The following is a 16,759-nucleotide window of genomic DNA, read 5'->3' as shown; positions in this document are numbered from 1 at the left end:
AAGGTTTTTATGCCTTATGGATGCGATGGCGATGAGGAGAGCGTTGCTTTTAATAATAACCCTAATTCTAATCGTCGGCTCCGTTCCACTCGCCTCCGGGAAGGCCGTTGAGGAGCCGACCCAGAGGGATGTTTTTCTCTATGAGTACTTCTCCAAGATTATCCTCCGCTTTGAGGACTCCCTGAAGTACGTCCTGGTTAACGAGAGCTACGGCCTAACTCTCGCCAACACCACCCTAAACGAGCTGGAGCTCATCCACCTGGAGGCGCTGTACTACCAGGAGAAAGGAGTTAACCCCACGGTGATGAAAGTTATCCAGCCGTTCTACGAATTCTCCAGAGAGCTGATGATTCTGAACGAGCTCATACTTGAGTTCCGCAAAAATCCAACACCCGCGGTTACAGCCGGAATCCGGGGCACAGTCCTCAACATGGAGTCCCTCCTGGATGAGATAGACTCTCTGGAACTGATGAACGGGACCGAAATCCTGAAGTTCAATACGGAGAAGGTCAGAAAGTACCTCGGCGAGATAGATAAACTCGTCTCCAGGACTCCCCCCAGCGGGAAGTTCGAGATAGGGATCTCGGATTCAGAGCCGATGCTCTACCAGTCAGTCACAATCTTCGGCTCCTGTCCGGGCAACGAGACTGTCACAGTGGTCATCACAAAAGGGAACTTCACGTCCTTCCTCATAGTCACCCCCCAGAACGGGCTCTTTGCCACCATGTACCGGTTCAGGGAGCTCGGGACTTACACGGTGTACGCCACCCAGGGAGGGCTCAGGTCGAACACCATCAACGTGACGGTGAGGAAGATACCCTCCGTCTTTCTGGTCGAAAACGTCTACAGCGCCTTTCTGAACCAGAGCCTCACCGTCTCCGGAAAGCTCATTGACTACTACGGCAACCCCCTGGGGGAGAGGGAGATAACGGTTGGAGACGAAACGCTCGTCACCGGGCCCGATGGAGGCTTCGCAAAGAGCTACCACTCCTCCGAGGCCGTAACGTTCCAGGTGCCGCTGGAATTCGCCGGCGACGGAACCCACACCGGAACCTCAGAGATAGTCACGGTTGAGTTCAGGCGCTTCCCGGTTGCGATAACCCTCAACGGGCCAGAGAGAATAACCCTCGGGGAAAAAGCCGCGTTCACAGGAAGGGTGAAGCCGAACATGACCTTCCCCCTCATCGTTTATGTCAACGACACCCCTCAGTTCAACATCACGGCCGAGAACGGAACCTTCTCCTTCGCCCTGGAGCCGCAGAGTCCCGGTCGGCTGAAGGTCTACGTGGCCTTCGCCGGCAGCGAGGTGTACGAGGGAGCCACCTCCAATGTGGTCCTCCTCACCGTCGTCCCGCCGGAGAACATGCTGCCGAGGTACATCGCAATCGTTGTCCTGGCGATGCTCCTCGCGGCTGGCATCCTAACTAGGAGAAAGAAAGACCAAACAACGCCTCAAGCATCCCAGAAGACGGTCTTCAAGTACGCGGCAGGGGGGAATGAAACGTCCGGAGAGTTCCTTGAAATCCCCGAAGACATCGGTGAGGCTTATAAGCTCCTCAGAGAAAGGCTGAGGGAGATGTTCGGAATAAGCGAGAGCCTGACTCCGAGGGAAGTCCTGAGGATTCTCCGCGACTGGGAGCTGTATCCAGACCTTGAGGCCGTAACAAAGCTCCACGAGAAAGCCGTTTACGGGGAAATCCCCCTGAGTGGGGAGGAGCTAACCGAGTTCAGGGCGAGCATCGAGAGGCTGCTTCGGGGTGAGAGAGGTGAATAAAACCATAAAGTACCTCGTTCTTATCCTACTCATCTTCACCCTCATCACCATGCCGCTGACGGTACCCCTGTTCAAGAGCTCCACCCAGTACAGTATGTTCAACACAAACTGGGACGGGATTTCAAACTTCGTCAAGCTTGCCCACGGAGAGGGGAAGCGGGTCGCTCCCATCTTCGAATCCTTCGACATGGCCAGCATCAGCGAGAATAACGGTGTTCTCGTCATAGTCGGCCCCAACATGACCTTCACTGATGCCGAGATAGAGCAGATTAAGACCTTCCTGGAGCGTGGAAATACCCTCTTCATAGCCGACGACTTCGGCACGGGCAACGAGATACTGAGGGCCCTCAACTTGTCAGTGAGCATATCCAACTATCCCCTCCGCGACTTCTTCTACGAGAAGGATGATAGGATCATAGTCTCCGTTAGGATAGAGAACCCCCTTCTGGCAAGAAACGTCACGAGAATAGTCACAAATGAGCCCTCTGCAATTCTCGTGACGAGGGGCGGTGAGGCCTACGCGAGCAAGGTGGCTATGATAAACTCCCAGAGGAAGCAGTACCCGCTCATGACTGAAGTCGAATACGGGAATGGAAGGGTCGTAATCCTGGCAGATCCGGATATACTGATAAACCAGCTCTACGGCGAGAACGAGCCTTTCCTAAGGAACCTCATCGAGTACCTCGGAGGCGATACCTTCTACATAGACGAGGCCCATCACCCGGACTTCAACCTGTACACCGCTGGAACAGTCACGATAACGAGGCTACTGCCCAAAGACATGGTCATCAGGCTGATACTCGTCATCGGTATTCTAATACTCCTCAGGGAGCTGGGCATCTTCAGAGCGGTGGGAAGGCTGCTCTGGAAGCCTGTCTCGCGCTTCTTCAGAAGGAAGGAAAGCCCCGAAGAGCTCGCCCTGGCTCTGGCGAGGGAGCGGGGCTGGGATGAAAAGGAGATAATCGAGATGCTCGAAAGGATGGGTGGTTGATATGATACTCGAGAAGATTAAGGCCGAGGTTGGAAAGGCAATAGTCGGAATGGACGATGTGATCGAGCTGATGACGATAGCCATTATAGCCAACGGGCACGTGCTCCTGGAAGGAGTCCCGGGAATAGCGAAAACGACCCTGAGCAAGAACTTCGCACAGACCCTTGGACTGAAGTTCTCGAGGATACAGATGACGCCAGACATACTGCCGGCAGACATAATCGGCCACACCTTTTACGACATGCGAACCGGGGAGTTCAAGATAAGAAAGGGCCCCATCTTTGCCAACGTCGTTCTCGTCGATGAGATAAACCGTGCCTCTCCAAAGACACAGTCAGCTCTCCTCGAGGCGATGGAGGAGCGACAGGTCACCATAGAGGGCCTCCCCCTCAAGCTCCCGGAGCCGTTCATAGTCCTCGCGACGATGAACCCTGTGGAAATGGAGGGCGTCTACGAGCTCCCTACCGCGCAGATTGACAGGTTTATGATGAAGATAGACCTCACTTACCTCCCCGAGGAGAGCGAGAAGGCAATGCTCAGGATGAAGAGCCTGGGGCAGTTCTCGGAAGCAAACCAGGTCGTCCTCGGGAGCGAGCTGGCCAGGGCCAGAAGAGAGGCCATGAGAGTCCACGTGAGTGAGGCAGCAATCGACTATATATACGCCATCGTCAAGGAGACGAGGCTCGACGAGAGGGTGATCCTTGGAGCCTCGCCGAGGGCTGGCGAGCATCTCCTCTACACCGCCAAGGTTAAGGCCTACCTAGAAGGGAGGAGCTACGTCATCCCGGATGACGTTAAATGGCTGGCTATTCCAGTCATCTCCCACAGGATCGTCGTCAAGCCTGAGTACGAGGTGGACGGCATCGACGGGAAGACCATTGTAAGGGAAGTCCTCGAAAGGGTAGAGGTGCCAACGGAATGAAAAGGGCAGGAGTCTTGCTCTCCCTCGCGGCAGTCCTTTCGGCCGCCGCCTACCTGATGGGCAGCCCAGCGGCGGCGCTGATGGCGGTCGGGATAATGGCCCACTACGCCCTGGCAAGGTTAAGCTTTGAGCCCAGTGTAAGGGTCGAGAGAACCGTTCCGGAGAGAGGAACCGAGAGGGAGCCTGTAAAGGCCAGGATCAAAGTCGAGAATCTCTCCGGGGTTACGGGCGTACTGAGGATAAGGGAAACATCGAAGAGCGTCTTCGCTAGGGAGCTCAGGACCTTCCTGAATCCCGGCGATAAGAAATATCTCGAGCAGACGATAGTTCCCCAGGCTAAGGGCAGGATAGCGATCAAAGCAGAGGCGACTTTCGAGGATGAGCGCGGGCTCTTTAAGAAGGACTTCCCTGTGATAGAACACGGAAAGATGACTATCTTCCCATCACCCAGAAGCATAAAAGAGGCCATGAGGGAGAGGCGCCAGGTCGAGGCCCTGGCCGAGGTCGAGAGGGCCCTTGGAATCGGGGCAGAGACCCTTGACTTCGAGGAGCTCAGGGAGTTCCTTCCAGGGGATGATATAACCAAAATCGACTGGAAGGCCACCTCAAGGCTCAACACGCTTATAGTCAGAGTCTTCAGGAGGGAAAGCCTCGCTGATGTTTACCTGCTCGTCAACGTCGACCGCAAGTTCCGCAGGGAGCTAAAGGCGGGCAAGATAGACTACCTCGTCCTCATCATAGCACAGCTTTCCGCCTACTTCAGGAGGTTCGGCCACAGCGTGAAGGTTGTAGCCTATGACGAGGCGGGCATCGTCAGGGTAATAGAGCACGCAAGTGACCCGCTGACACTCGTCTCCGAGCTCGGACTCAGGGGCGAGAAAGGTTTGCCCCCGCTGAAGCCATCCGGCCTGTCGTCCCCATCGACGATAGGGAGACTGGTACTGAAGATGAAGCGCGGCTCCAGCGCCTCGGGTCCCCTCAAAGCGGCAATGGAAGTCAAGAGCGGGGCGTACGTGATAATGGTCGATGACCTCGGCCTCCACCCGAGGGAGATAATCAAAGCAGCGAGGGTGCTCGAGAGAAAAGGCTCAAAGGCCGTCCTCCTGTATCCAAACCCGGTATTCTTCGTCAGCAAAGAGGGGCTGACCGAGAGAGAGCTGGAGACCCTCTACCGCGGCTACCGCGAGAGGAAGGAGGTCATGAGGAAAGTCAGGGGCTGGATAAAGGTCATTGAAGTCGGCCCCCGAGACGTGCTTCCAAGGGTGGTGGGTAGGCTGTGATAGGGCTGATAGCGACCATCCTAACTGGAATAGTGCTCAAAAACTACGTCTTCCTCCTGATCATGCTGGCTTATCTGCTGAGGTTAAGGAGCAGGAATGCCTCACTGGCCGCTTTCTACCTCTATGTCCTCTCCATAGCAGTATCGCTTCCCAGTACTTCCATCTACACATGGGAAGGACTCAAGCTTGCCGTGTTTGTGGCCCTCTCCACGATCCTCGCGCTCGACGACGTTCTCAGAGGAATCAGGGTCGAAAGGGAAGAGCTCATCCTCTCAGCGGTTCTAATAGTCTCGGCCGTGACGGACTACACATTCCTGATAGTCCTCATAGCAGTAGTTCTCTACTCATCCTACAGGCACTTCGGGAAAGCGACTGCATACCTCGCCGGCTGGCTGGGACTTTCAGCGGCGGTGATGTACCTGACAAGGGACAGCCTCACCGACCCCGTGGCTCAGGCCTTCGTCATCATCGGCCTGGGACTGCTCTTCATCCTCTTCGCCGAGCGGAAGGATGTTGAGTTCCTCGAGGTGAAGCTGTTTGAGGGGGAGTGAATGTCCAGCCCGACGTGCTCAAGGATGGCTGCACAGGTACTCCCAATCTATTCTAGGTTCCGGAGGAAAAGGGTTTTAAACCGGGCGAAGACGCCCAAAGGGGGGAAGTGAATGAAGCTCAAGGACTACTGGGACCTGCTCACAATCATCACTCTCTCAATTCTGCTCGACCTTCTGATTTTCTACGCACCGGACAGCCTTCTCAGAAAAGCCCTTGGATTAGCCTTTGTACTCTTCTTCCCGGGCTACGTCTTCATAACTGCCCTCTTTCCCAACAGGAAGGAGCTCGACAACCTCGAAAGGCTCGCCCTCAGCTTCGGCCTCAGCATAGCCATTGTTCCACTCATAGGCCTCGGCCTCAACTACACCCCCTGGGGTATAAGGCTCATCCCAATACTCGTCAGCCTGACGATTTTCAACATTGCTTTTTCAATCATCGCTATCTACGGCAGAGCAAAGGCCTTCGAGCCGTGGATTCCATGGATAACGCTCGAGGACGTGAAGAAAGAACTTGAATGGGAGGAGTCGAGCAAGCTCGACAAGGCCCTCACGGTGATCCTGATAATCGCCATCATAACATCCATTGGAACGCTGGGCTACGTCATAACCCACCCGAAGCCCGGCGAGGCCTTCACGGAGTTCTACATTCTCGGGCCGGAGGGCAAGGCCGCCGATTACCCAACCGAACTGAGGGTAGGCCAGGAAGGTAGGGTTATAATAGGCATAGTGAACCACGAGCACAGGAACGTAACCTACTATGTCCAGATATGGCTCGTCAACCTGACGTGGGACAGCACGACCAACACGACGATAATATACGAGATGTACCCCATGCCGGGCTGGTTCAACGTCACCTTACCCGACGTTCCCGTCAACATCGAGGGCAACTGGACGCCCCAGTTCGAGACCAACTACACCCTCAGCATCGATAAACCCGGCCAGTGGCAGGTCTGGTTCCTCCTCTTCAAGGATGAACCGCCAGAGCTCCCGCCGGCACCGTTGGACGGGAACTACGCTGAAACCGATGCCAAGAACCTCATCCTTGAGGCGATAAACGGCACGGTGCAGAGCCTCAAGCTCAACGTGAAGGTGACCTCCTGAGCCCTATTTCTTACTATTTTGAGAGAAAATTTTATAAGTCCATCCCACGTAATCACTAGTTGAATACTATCGCTGGTGGTGGAAATGAGACGTAGAGAAGTTGTGCTGAGTGCGGCCCTTCTGCTGCTGGTTGCGCTCGCGGGGCTCTCCAGCTCCCTATTCACGGACATAGCCCTCTCTGAGAACAACGAGATCTCCTCCGGAAAGTTCGATATAGGAATAAGCAAAGACGGAGAGAGGTTCTACAACGGCCTCAAGCTCTTCGACTTCTCGGATTTAATGCCTGGCGACGAGAAAACCGTAACCTTTTACGTGAAAAACCGCGGGGACCTCGAGGTTTCGAGGATTACTATGACCATTTACGTTAACGACCTGGAGGACGGTGCCCTCTCCCCCGCCGAGAAGGAAGTCGACAACACCACAGAGAGAGGCGAACTGAGCGGCTACCTCGTGATAACGGGCCTCTCGGTACAGCACGGAGGCACAACCACCGACCTGACGGAGGTGGCGGGCAGAACACTGAGGGAACTTGACGGGAAGGAGATAGAGCTCTTCAAAGGCTCCCTGGGAGAGGGTGAGGTGCTAAAGATCGTCATGAGGATAAGGTTCTCACCAGAAGCGGGCAACGAGTGCCAGACCGACAGGGTGGAGGTGGACATGAAGATAAACGCAGAGCAGTGAGCTTTTAAACTCTCCTCATCCTTCAACATTTATCCGTATAACAAAAATCAAACCAGAAATATGGAATAGAGAACTGCTAAAATCTAAATCACTCCGTTAAGGCTATCCCGTTTCGAGAATCGTGATTTTATCCCCAGGGCTAAATCCGTTGGTATCCTGTGAAGTCAATTTCGCAACGTCAATTACAGTGTCGTCATCCTCTTCCCATTTCCCCACAATGTATTTGGTGTTCTGGTATTTGAGAAACAGATTCGGATACACCTCTTCAACGAAGTAGTACACAGCAGCAAGGGTGGCATCGACATTCGTACCTTCGATTATTAAAACCGGAGTGTTGTAATATTCGACAGCTTGTATGACGAACAGCCCATCTTCCACATTCCACCAAGCATCAGCATGTGAGACTGAGTACATTCCAGTGGGTGTTCTCACGGAATAAGAATCCAAATACACAGGGACAACGTGCTCCTCCACCAAGCGCAACGTGCAGGGGTTAACGGCTTTTCCTCCAACGAGTACAGTGGGATATCCTATCCGGTCTGGGCTCAGAGGGCATGAATCACCGTCCTTTTCAACCGGTACCGGTACAGCATTTCCGAGTAATGATAGGGCGTATTCCCCTACCTCATCTCTGTTTCCTCCTGCGATTATCCAAGCAATCCCCCCGACATCCTGTAGACTGTTCTCAAAGGCTCCTAACCCAATGGGCCGGTAATCCGGAATGTATACGTAGAGCTGATCCGAAGAAAGTATAAGGTACGTTGGTGATTTAATGTTCGGGTCTTTTAGATATCCTCCACAAACCTTGAGCAAGTTGTTCATGGCAAACGTGTAGTATACCGACCTCTCCACCCGGGGCGTGTAAATAGCAGATACCGGAGATTCTTGGCAGACGTTAACCAGTTCCGGAGTCCAGATGGTATCATAATTGTATATGCCCGGGATCCTAATGGTGTTCAACACACTAATTATGATCAGGATTCCAAGGAGGAGAGACAGCACAGATCTCATTCTGACAGAATTTTTGGGAGTTATATCCCCCATAATCGAATATGCCACAATTGGAGACGCAAATACAACAAAATACTGGAGTGTTCGTACCAGCCAATTATGAAACCCCCATATGCTGCTTCCTTTTGGCATGAAAAACGAAATAATGAGGAGAGCTACTCCTATTGGGATCCACAGCACGGACAGGATGTCAAAGTCCGTCATTGTGTTTTCTCTTATCTTCATGAAGAATCCTCTCAAAAAGAACAGTGCAAAAAACAGGTTCCCCATCTGGAAGAACACTACGGCTGCGGTTGAATTATTGTAAACCCGAGTGTATATCTGAGCACCTAGTTCAAACTGAACGTAAAAGACAACAAGAACCGCCACCCCAACCACTATCCAGAGCAGATATCTCCGAAAAACATTCACCTCTGCATCAACAAGTTTGAGTAGGGGCACCTTAAGGGAATCCAAGTTAATCGGATTATGACTGCTAAAATATTTCGCCATGAGATACACAATGGCAAGAAACATCCCCATAACAAAAGTCGAGGCAACATAGAATGTCTGTACCGACATTTGAAGATTTAATACATTATTTGCAATCCATGTCATGTTCTTAAAGAGATTTGAAGAGTATGGAAACGTCACAAACACAATCCACGAAACAATTATTGAAACTGCAACAGTAAGGTACTTTTTCGCGTTTTCCCGGGGTTTATTCTCCCATAGTATTAACAAGGCAAGGTACATAACAAAAACAGCAGAATACAGAATAAAAGACAGAACGTGAGCAAAAATAAGCGCTACGTACAGTATCAAAACCCCAACGAAAAACCTAAACGTGGGGCGTCCTGTCACGATAAGAACTGCAAGGATAAGTCCAACCAGCACTCCAATCTGCTGGGGCCTTATTTGAATGACCGACCACCAATATAATGGAGTTATGAAGAGCAGTAGAATCGCCAACAGGGCATGGTTTTTGGACACACCATTCCTTTGGTAAGCAAAAAACAGGATAAGTATATACAGAACAGCTACTACAATGGAGTATCTCACTACTATACCAATCACGTCAGAAGAAAAAGAATAAACAAGATGAAGGGAAAATGGGGTTATATAGCCAGAAACTATCGAGGTCTTATACCATAGAGAATCTCCTAGGAGGGACACATAGTAGGATTCATCTATGGTCGTGAAATACCTCCCAAAGCCGATTCTTATGTAGAAAATAACTACACCAGAGAACAAGATTATCGCCAGAAGTTTGAGCCGGAAATTAGCTTTCCCATCCATGATTAAGTATGCGCTTATTGTGGAGATAACCAGCAAAAGAGTTAAAACCGCCACCTGCGTCTGCACCTCTAACCCTCCGCGAGGGGAAGACGTTTGAATATCTGATACACTTTCCCATTACTTGTTTCAACTACCACTCTTATCGTGAGCGATTCGGGCAGGTACATTATTTTGGATTCCTTGACGATGACTCTGTACCTGTCCTCTCCCAGTTTAAGCAACATCAGCCGGTATTCCTTCACAACCGTGCTGGTGTTACTCCTGTTCTCAACTATCTTAGTGACAGTGACATTTTTAGAGGTATTCATGAGAAAGCTCAAATTGCTCGGCCCAGCGTACGAGGGGGGTAAGTGCTCAAGCAGCCGCGATCCATATGAATCATTAACAATCAGGATACCTCCCCATCTCATATAATTACCTGTGATATCATATATTCCACTTAGATTGTAAGTCGTAGTTTGTTCCCACAACACAACCCTTCGGTAAGTTACATTCTCGATAAAGAATTCGAAGGATACCTGAGCCATGCTACCGGGGTTGAGTGAAATATTACCGTCCTTAATCACCATATCATTTAGGTAAACCTTGAAGGAATATTCCTCGGGGCCCTTCTCATGAGATTCGATAATGAAAACTATGCTATATGTGGTATTAGGAGTCAAATATGCCGGTACAGTAGTGCTATCAAAATAAACTTTTGAGAACCCAGGAGCCCTTTGGGAGTTTATTAATACAATGCTACCAATGACAAGAATTACCATTATAGCTAGCAGATAATGCTCCCATTTCACACTAATCCCCCGACAACTCTTTTGAAAATGGCAGAATTAAAAAGTTTCGGTAAATGAAGAGAAAAAAAGCTTGGAAAATCAACCCTCGGCCACAATGGTTATGCTGTCGCCGGCACTGAATCCACTAGTGTCTCCGAGGTCAGCACCCGGCAACGGCACGTCAGCTCCGGGCTCGGTGTCCTCCCACAGTCCAACGATGTAACGAATGCCGTTGTAGCTGTCGATGTTCGGGGAGACCTGGGTTATGAAGTAGTAGGCTCCGGCCGCGGTGCTGTCGGCATCAGTACCGTAGATGGTGACTACAAGTGCTCCACTGTTGTCCTCGAAGAGCTGTATGATGAAGTAGCCCTTGGTGGCGTTCCACCACGGAGTAGGCGGCTGCCAAGTGAAGTTGCCCTGCGGGGTGACGATGGTTATCATGCCGTCCACCACCATGTGGACCGGGGCTATGTCCTCGTAGGCCGCGGTGACCGGGTTGACGAGAGGTCCACCAACAGAGATGAGGACGTCGTTGGCGGTCAGTTGGGCGAAGTCGAACTGGTCAGCGAGCACTGACTTGGTTCTGACGTCAATCGGGACGGTGCGGGCTATGTACTGGGAAGTCGAGAATGCATCTGGCGTTCCGAGGTTGTTGAAGATAAAGTAGACCGTGTCGGCGTTGGCGATCCTCTCCGAATACATCGCGAATCCGCTGGTCTCGATGGTTCCGCGGAGCTTGACGTCGGCGGTTGAGGTGGCGAACGGGTAGACGGTCACGTAAGCGTAGCCGGTGAGGTTGCCCTTGGTGGCGACGATCATGTACTTGCTGCCGTCAACGGAGGCCGGGACGTTGCTTATGGCGTAGTGTCCGTCCTCGGCGGAGACAGCGGTGAGGACGTTGCCCTCGAAGTCGGTGGCGTTGACCCAAGTAGTGCCGTTCCATATCTTCAAGATAACGGTGGCTCCTGGCACCTGGTTTCCACTGTCATCGGTTATGTCACCTGAAATTGAACTGGTACCACCGAACTCGACAACGATGTCGTTGCTGGCTAGCCCATCGTAAGCAGCCCAGACGTCAACTGCTCCCATGAGGGTAATAAGCTCCTCCGGAGTCATATCTGGAGTGGCCTGCGTACAGACCTTAAAGATGGCGCTTCCAGTCTCGTCAGTGGTAGCGTTGGTTGGCTCGAGGTAAGCTATGGCCATATTGTCTATGTGGAAGTCCAATGTCTCATTGGCGACAGGACCGTTGAGTTCTGAGACGTTGCCAACACTGGCCAATATTTCGGCAATTATCTCTTGCTTTTCAGTGTCATTGAGGAAAGTTATATTGTTGATCCAGTCCTCGAATGGCATCCACTGAGCATCGAACTGCTCCTCAGCGTTGGTAATGCTCAACATCGCTTTAAAGGTGAAGTACTCACCGGCCTGAGTTGGTTTGAACATAGTATCGTCAAGAAGCTCTAGGGCCAGTTCATTGGGTTCAATGGTTATAATGGTTGCGCCTTCAGCGGGCTCGGCCATGAGGTCTCTCATAAAGTCCTCGTAGTGATATGTTTCCATAGTGACTCCACTAAATATAGCATTACCTTGGACCGAAGCAGACCCTGGAACTATCTGGATGAGTCCCGGAACGTTGGTAACCTGAAGGTTGTAAATGTCTTTTGTGATATTAACGAGGTTAACCTTGTACTTGGAGACGTTGACCATTATAGACCAGCCATTGTCGATCGAAGTGGCTGTAACGGTCTTGTTAAGCTCGTACCAAGTTTCGTTGACGTACTGGAGGACATTCTCCCAGGTATAGTTCTGCCCTTCCTCTACGATTGGATAGTTAATGGTGGACGGAACCGCTATGACGTACAGGTTGAAGGGCTGCTGTGGATACAGCTCGAACATTCCTTCAGAGTAGTCGGCGTTGTAGACCGGGTTGTAGACCGGGAAGTACTTCTTGACTCCGCCAATCTCGATTCCCCAGTATAGTCTAACTGGCTCTCCGGGCGGCTCAAGGGAACCTTCTTTTCTGATGTTAACATAGACGTAGGTCAAGTCAGCGGGGTTGGGCGCGTTGACCATTATAGTCTCTGTGTCGTTCTTCATTCCGTACTTACTAGCCACCATAATCTGGAAGGTTCCAGCAACTGGAGCAAAGATAGGTGCATTAACTATTGCTCCATGACCCTCTGTGATGGGTATCATCCAAGTGTAGAAACCACTTGGTATAATGCTGTTATTGCTGAACTCAAGCATAAGACAGGCCATACTGGTGATGTTGACCATATCACCCATCTCGTCAACAAATGCTATTGTAAAGTTCACGTTGTACATACTACCGGCAGTTATGTTGGACGGAGTAGCGGTTACCTCAATATGCCAGTCACGAACCTCAAGTGCCCTAGTTATTGTGGCGTTTAGGGCATTATCATGGATGACGACTGTATAGATTCCGTTCTGCTCAAGAACAACGTCTGATATAACAATGACTCCATTCTGGTAGGCAGTTGCGGTGTAATTGGTCCCGTCAATGGTGACTGTGATGTTCGGACTAGCCGCGATGGAGGTGACGTTCACCATAAGGTCAAATGGCACGTTAACGTAGGCTATCTGCGGGGACACAGTGGCGTCAAGAGCAAGCTCTATTGGGATGTCGTACGTCTGGGCGAAGTACGTGAAGTTGGTGGCCGGGTCGAAGACCATCATGATCATCTGGACGACGCCGCTCTGGTTGAAGACGAACTTCTCAGGTGCCCAACTGAAGTCTATGTCAAAGTAGTTGGATCCCTGAGAGCCCCCTCCAATTCCAAGCGTCGGAAGTGAAACCTCAAATCCCACGTTCGCAGCACTGGCCACATCCCATGGCAGGCTAAGGGTCACGTTGCCCATGAGCGGCGGGTTGGCATACCCATGTGGCAGATAGTAGAACTCTGTTGGTGTGTATTGGACAATGATGTCCCAGCTCTCGACAGGTATGCTAACTGCGGTGGAGTTTATTAGATGGCCATTGTAGTAGACATAGACGGTTCCGGTGACGTTGTCAGTTGGGTTGGTCAGCAGTATTGTAATCGCACCAGCACCGCTGGCGTTTCCGTAGTTAGTGCTGACGTCAACGTTTAGATCGTCCGCGATGAGTGGGACATTGCCAGTGGGCTCAGCACTGACGTGAAGCTCGTCGCTGATTCCCCAGTAGAGCATGTCCGGCTCGACGATTATGGTGGCATTCCAGATGATAGGCTCGATGACGTAGCTACCTGTACCAACGACGTGGCCATTATAGGTAGCCTCGACATTGTAGGTGAGGGTTCCCTGCGGGTCAACTATGGCGACAGTTATGACATCACCATTGCTGTAGGAACCAACAGAAGCTCCGTTAATGGTAACGTCGACCGGGACGCTCGGGCCGTTGACGTAAACGGTCACGTAAAGGGTGTTGTCAACGTACTGGTAGACGTCGCCGTCGGTAGTGAAGTCGAAGGTAGCATTCCATGTCTCCACTGAAACCATCGCAACGCCAACTACACTAGCATTGTATGCGTCAACAGCCTCAATGTAAATCGGATTAGTGCCGTTAACTGGGATATTGTAGTTAAATTTAACGTATCCATTCTTAACAGGCACGTAATTGATAGTGTAGACATTTCCATCAGCGTCAATTATGGTGACATTAGCCTCGGTATTAATGTCTTCATTGAATATGTAGTCCCCACTTTTAGACTTGTACTGGAGCTCGATGTTAAGGGTATTCGGTAAATACGCGTAAACTGGACTGCTGACCGGCATGGCGGTGACCTCGATGTACCGGTTGGTTATGGTAAAACTGGGCTCGATGAGCATGTAGTGGGTAACGGTCTTCCCAGTAAGAACGTCGGTGACAATGATCTTGGCGAGGCCAACACTGTTGGCGGTTATGTTTGCGAAGGTCACAAATCCATAATAACCGCCCTGTCCGGCAGCAATGGGCCCTTCAAGCGTGAGGGTCTTAGTCTCGGTGTAACCATCAGGAAGTTCAAGGGTAACATTAACGTTTCTGCTTCCTGGGAACTGGAGACTCTCTCCCACCTCGACGGTGATATCTGTGGTCTGGCCAACAGTAAGATTCGCAGGTGTTGTGCTAACGTAAATGCCCCAGTCCTTTATCGGGATAGTATAGCTAGTCCAGACCATGTAAGTGTCGTTATAAACCTTTACGAGCACATAGCCAGGTTCATTGAATTCCACATTGGTAAGAACAGTTCCACTTCCAAAGTTGTCAGTTATTGGTAGTACCGTGGTGTTCAGAAGGTTATTGTTCATGTCATAGACCTCAACAACGACGCTGGAGTTCAGGAAAATTCCCAGAGGAGTAAACTGGGCACTGATGTCAAGATCCGCTGGAATACTGACGTAGAAGACATTATCTGGGTAGATGCCATAGTTGAAAACTGTGTAGTTGCTAGTAACGTTCCAAGCTTTGACAGGGATGTCCATGGTCGTGCTAACATGATATGTAGTGTCATTTATGACAACCGTAATCGTACCGACCTCATTTGGGGTTATGTTAACTTCAAATGAGCCAAAATTATTGACGACATCGAATGTTCCATTAGCGATCTCATTACCGTTGAGAAGTATCTTGTAGTCCGGTGTCGAGTTAATAACAGCCGTAAGATTGTATTGGACTTCAACATTGAGAGTAGCCGGCACATTTACATAGAACACATCGTCATTCTGGCTCCCACCGGTATAATATACGGTATAGTCACTTACATAAATGTTCCACGGAGCTCCAGTTATTGTGAAGTCACCATAGAGTTCTTCCCAATGTGTGGCAAATGTAATTGTAACATCGGCCGGATCTACGATGAGGTTTTTAATGACAATCTCAGCAGTACCGTTTATCATGGTAGTAGTGTTTGAACCACCTACCACGTCACTAGTAACTACTACACTTGCAGTGTCGTTAACCCCCACTATGCCAAAAGCAAAGACAGCAGTGAGATTCATATACAGATCAAATGGCACATACTTGTACGGAGTATGGTCGTCAGTAGCAGAGGGTACGACTTTGTATGTGTAATCAAGACCCCAGTCATATATAGTGAGAGCACTGTTGTTAACGTAAGTGTATCCTCCTGCAGTGGATGCTACTTTCACCACATCAGACGCGTTCACACCACCACTAAGCTCAACGAATGCACTACCATGGTTATTCTGGATAAGTGTGGGATCAGTCTTATCAGTAATGTTTACGATAATCTGCAGAACCTTTGGACCACTATCGTCCGGAAGAGTTATGTTGACAATCTGGCTGGATGGAACCGTTATCAAAGAGCTATTAACGAGCTGTGGGTCGTAGGTAACATTGACTGTCATATTGAAAGGTATGTACTCAAGAGCCTTGTCATTGAGCCAGTCTGTTCCATTGTAGTACGGAACACTGCTCTGTATGTCCTGAAGGACTACTGTAAATGGATACCTAACGTTGAATTCAAAAATGGTGCCAGTATAAGGAATGTTGCCGTTGGCAATATCGTACTCATAAACAACAAGGGTGACCCTTTCAACATCCTGAGGTACTTTTGAGTAAGATGGATCAATGTCCCCGGGATCAGTTGAGTTTATGAGAACCGTGTTGGAGCCTGTTGAAATGGGCTTAACTCTGCTGTAAACGCTTTCATTATGACCATCCTGGTATATGTAATACAATGTCACATTTGCAAATGTCTGCTGGGTTGCGTTAATGGTTATGTTGACAAAGTATTCAAAACCTGCGAATAATACCCAGCCTCCATAGTTCGTATCCGCACTAATTCCTGTAATGTAGCCCGCTGCCTTAACGGGGGTCATAAAGCCTGGTGCAAAGCTTGGCACTACTGATGCCAGAATCAAAAATGCCAACACCAGGCCAAAAATTTGGGCTTTCTTGCATTTATTCATACCACTTCACCCACCTTTGGTTCTGTCAATAGAGAGACGGCCTCGTAGGCCACTGAAGTATTAAGCAAATACATGATATAAATTTTTCGTTAGTAAAGTATCAACTTGATATAGTTGTATTACTGTGCACTTGTGTATATATGGACATAAAATAAACTATAAAAAATGACAAAAACAACTGTATATACCAGTAGCAAGCATTAGTTTTAAAATATAACAAGAGATAGTAATGCAAAATGTAACATAAACAACGTTAGAGTGTACAAGGGCACACATATTGAACAAATTCATACTATTGATAGTTAAACAATTTATAAAATGATTTCAAATGTTCATCACGATTTATGGATATAGCAAACTTTGAGACTTGACAGTCAAAAAGTCCACACAACAAAATTTTTAGATGATATAGAAATACTGGAATTATGAATCCCAAAAAGACAAAAACCACCTCTTTGTCCATAAGACAAAGGAATACCTCCTGAAA

Annotated in this window: 10 protein-coding genes; 7 read left to right on the top strand and 3 right to left on the bottom strand. The window is 49.8% G+C overall.

The window, feature by feature from the left end; all coding sequences use genetic code 11:
* Window positions 1–25: 25 nt before the first annotated feature.
* The 7 genes from TON_RS09340 (at window position 26) to TON_RS09310 (ending at window position 7,300) form a co-directional block, all read left to right on the top strand.
* A complete protein-coding gene (locus TON_RS09340) occupies window positions 26–1,774 on the top strand; it encodes a DUF4129 domain-containing protein (RefSeq protein WP_238516401.1) in 1,749 nt (582 codons plus the stop codon).
* Window positions 1,767–2,765 carry a DUF4350 domain-containing protein gene (locus tag TON_RS09335; protein ID WP_012572794.1) on the top strand — a complete coding sequence of 333 codons (999 nt, stop codon included), beginning with the start codon at window positions 1,767–1,769 and terminating at the stop codon, window positions 2,763–2,765. Before TON_RS09340 ends, TON_RS09335 begins: the two co-directional genes overlap by 8 nt.
* Window position 2,766: 1 nt before the next feature.
* Entirely contained in the window at window positions 2,767–3,687 is a 921-nt protein-coding gene (locus TON_RS09330; protein ID WP_012572793.1) for an AAA family ATPase, read from the top strand.
* A complete protein-coding gene (locus tag TON_RS09325; protein ID WP_012572792.1) occupies window positions 3,684–4,967 on the top strand; it encodes a DUF58 domain-containing protein in 1,284 nt (427 codons plus the stop codon). The genes TON_RS09330 and TON_RS09325 overlap by 4 nt, the downstream gene beginning before the upstream one ends.
* Complete coding sequence (locus TON_RS09320) at window positions 4,964–5,518, top strand: hypothetical protein (protein WP_012572791.1); 555 nt, start codon at window positions 4,964–4,966, stop codon at window positions 5,516–5,518. Before TON_RS09325 ends, TON_RS09320 begins: the two co-directional genes overlap by 4 nt.
* 111 nt (window positions 5,519–5,629) lie before the next feature.
* Complete coding sequence (locus tag TON_RS09315) at window positions 5,630–6,619, top strand: DUF1616 domain-containing protein (RefSeq protein ID WP_012572790.1); 990 nt, start codon at window positions 5,630–5,632, stop codon at window positions 6,617–6,619.
* An 84-nt stretch (window positions 6,620–6,703) separates the two neighbouring features.
* Window positions 6,704–7,300 carry a TasA family protein gene (locus TON_RS09310; protein WP_012572789.1) on the top strand — a complete coding sequence of 199 codons (597 nt, stop codon included), beginning with the start codon at window positions 6,704–6,706 and terminating at the stop codon, window positions 7,298–7,300.
* A gap of 102 nt (window positions 7,301–7,402) precedes the next feature.
* Here the strand turns inward: TON_RS09310 and TON_RS09305 are convergent, their stop codons facing one another.
* The 3 genes from TON_RS09305 to TON_RS09295 form a co-directional block, all read right to left on the bottom strand.
* The gene (locus TON_RS09305) at window positions 7,403–9,655 is read right to left on the bottom strand and encodes a hypothetical protein (protein WP_012572788.1); all 2,253 of its coding nucleotides are present in this window, start codon (window positions 9,653–9,655) and stop codon (window positions 7,403–7,405) included.
* A 2-nt stretch (window positions 9,656–9,657) separates the two neighbouring features.
* Entirely contained in the window at window positions 9,658–10,380 is a 723-nt protein-coding gene (locus TON_RS09300) for a hypothetical protein (protein WP_012572787.1), read from the bottom strand.
* 78 nt (window positions 10,381–10,458) lie between these two features.
* Complete coding sequence (locus TON_RS09295) at window positions 10,459–16,272, bottom strand: carboxypeptidase-like regulatory domain-containing protein (RefSeq protein ID WP_012572786.1); 5,814 nt, start codon at window positions 16,270–16,272, stop codon at window positions 10,459–10,461.
* Between the last annotated feature and the right edge of the window lie 487 nt (window positions 16,273–16,759).

The sequence above is a fragment of the Thermococcus onnurineus NA1 genome (assembly GCF_000018365.1).
GTDB lineage: Archaea > Methanobacteriota_B > Thermococci > Thermococcales > Thermococcaceae > Thermococcus > Thermococcus onnurineus.
Note: the sequence above shows the minus strand (reverse complement) of the source record. Positions and strands in the feature narration are given on the sequence as shown.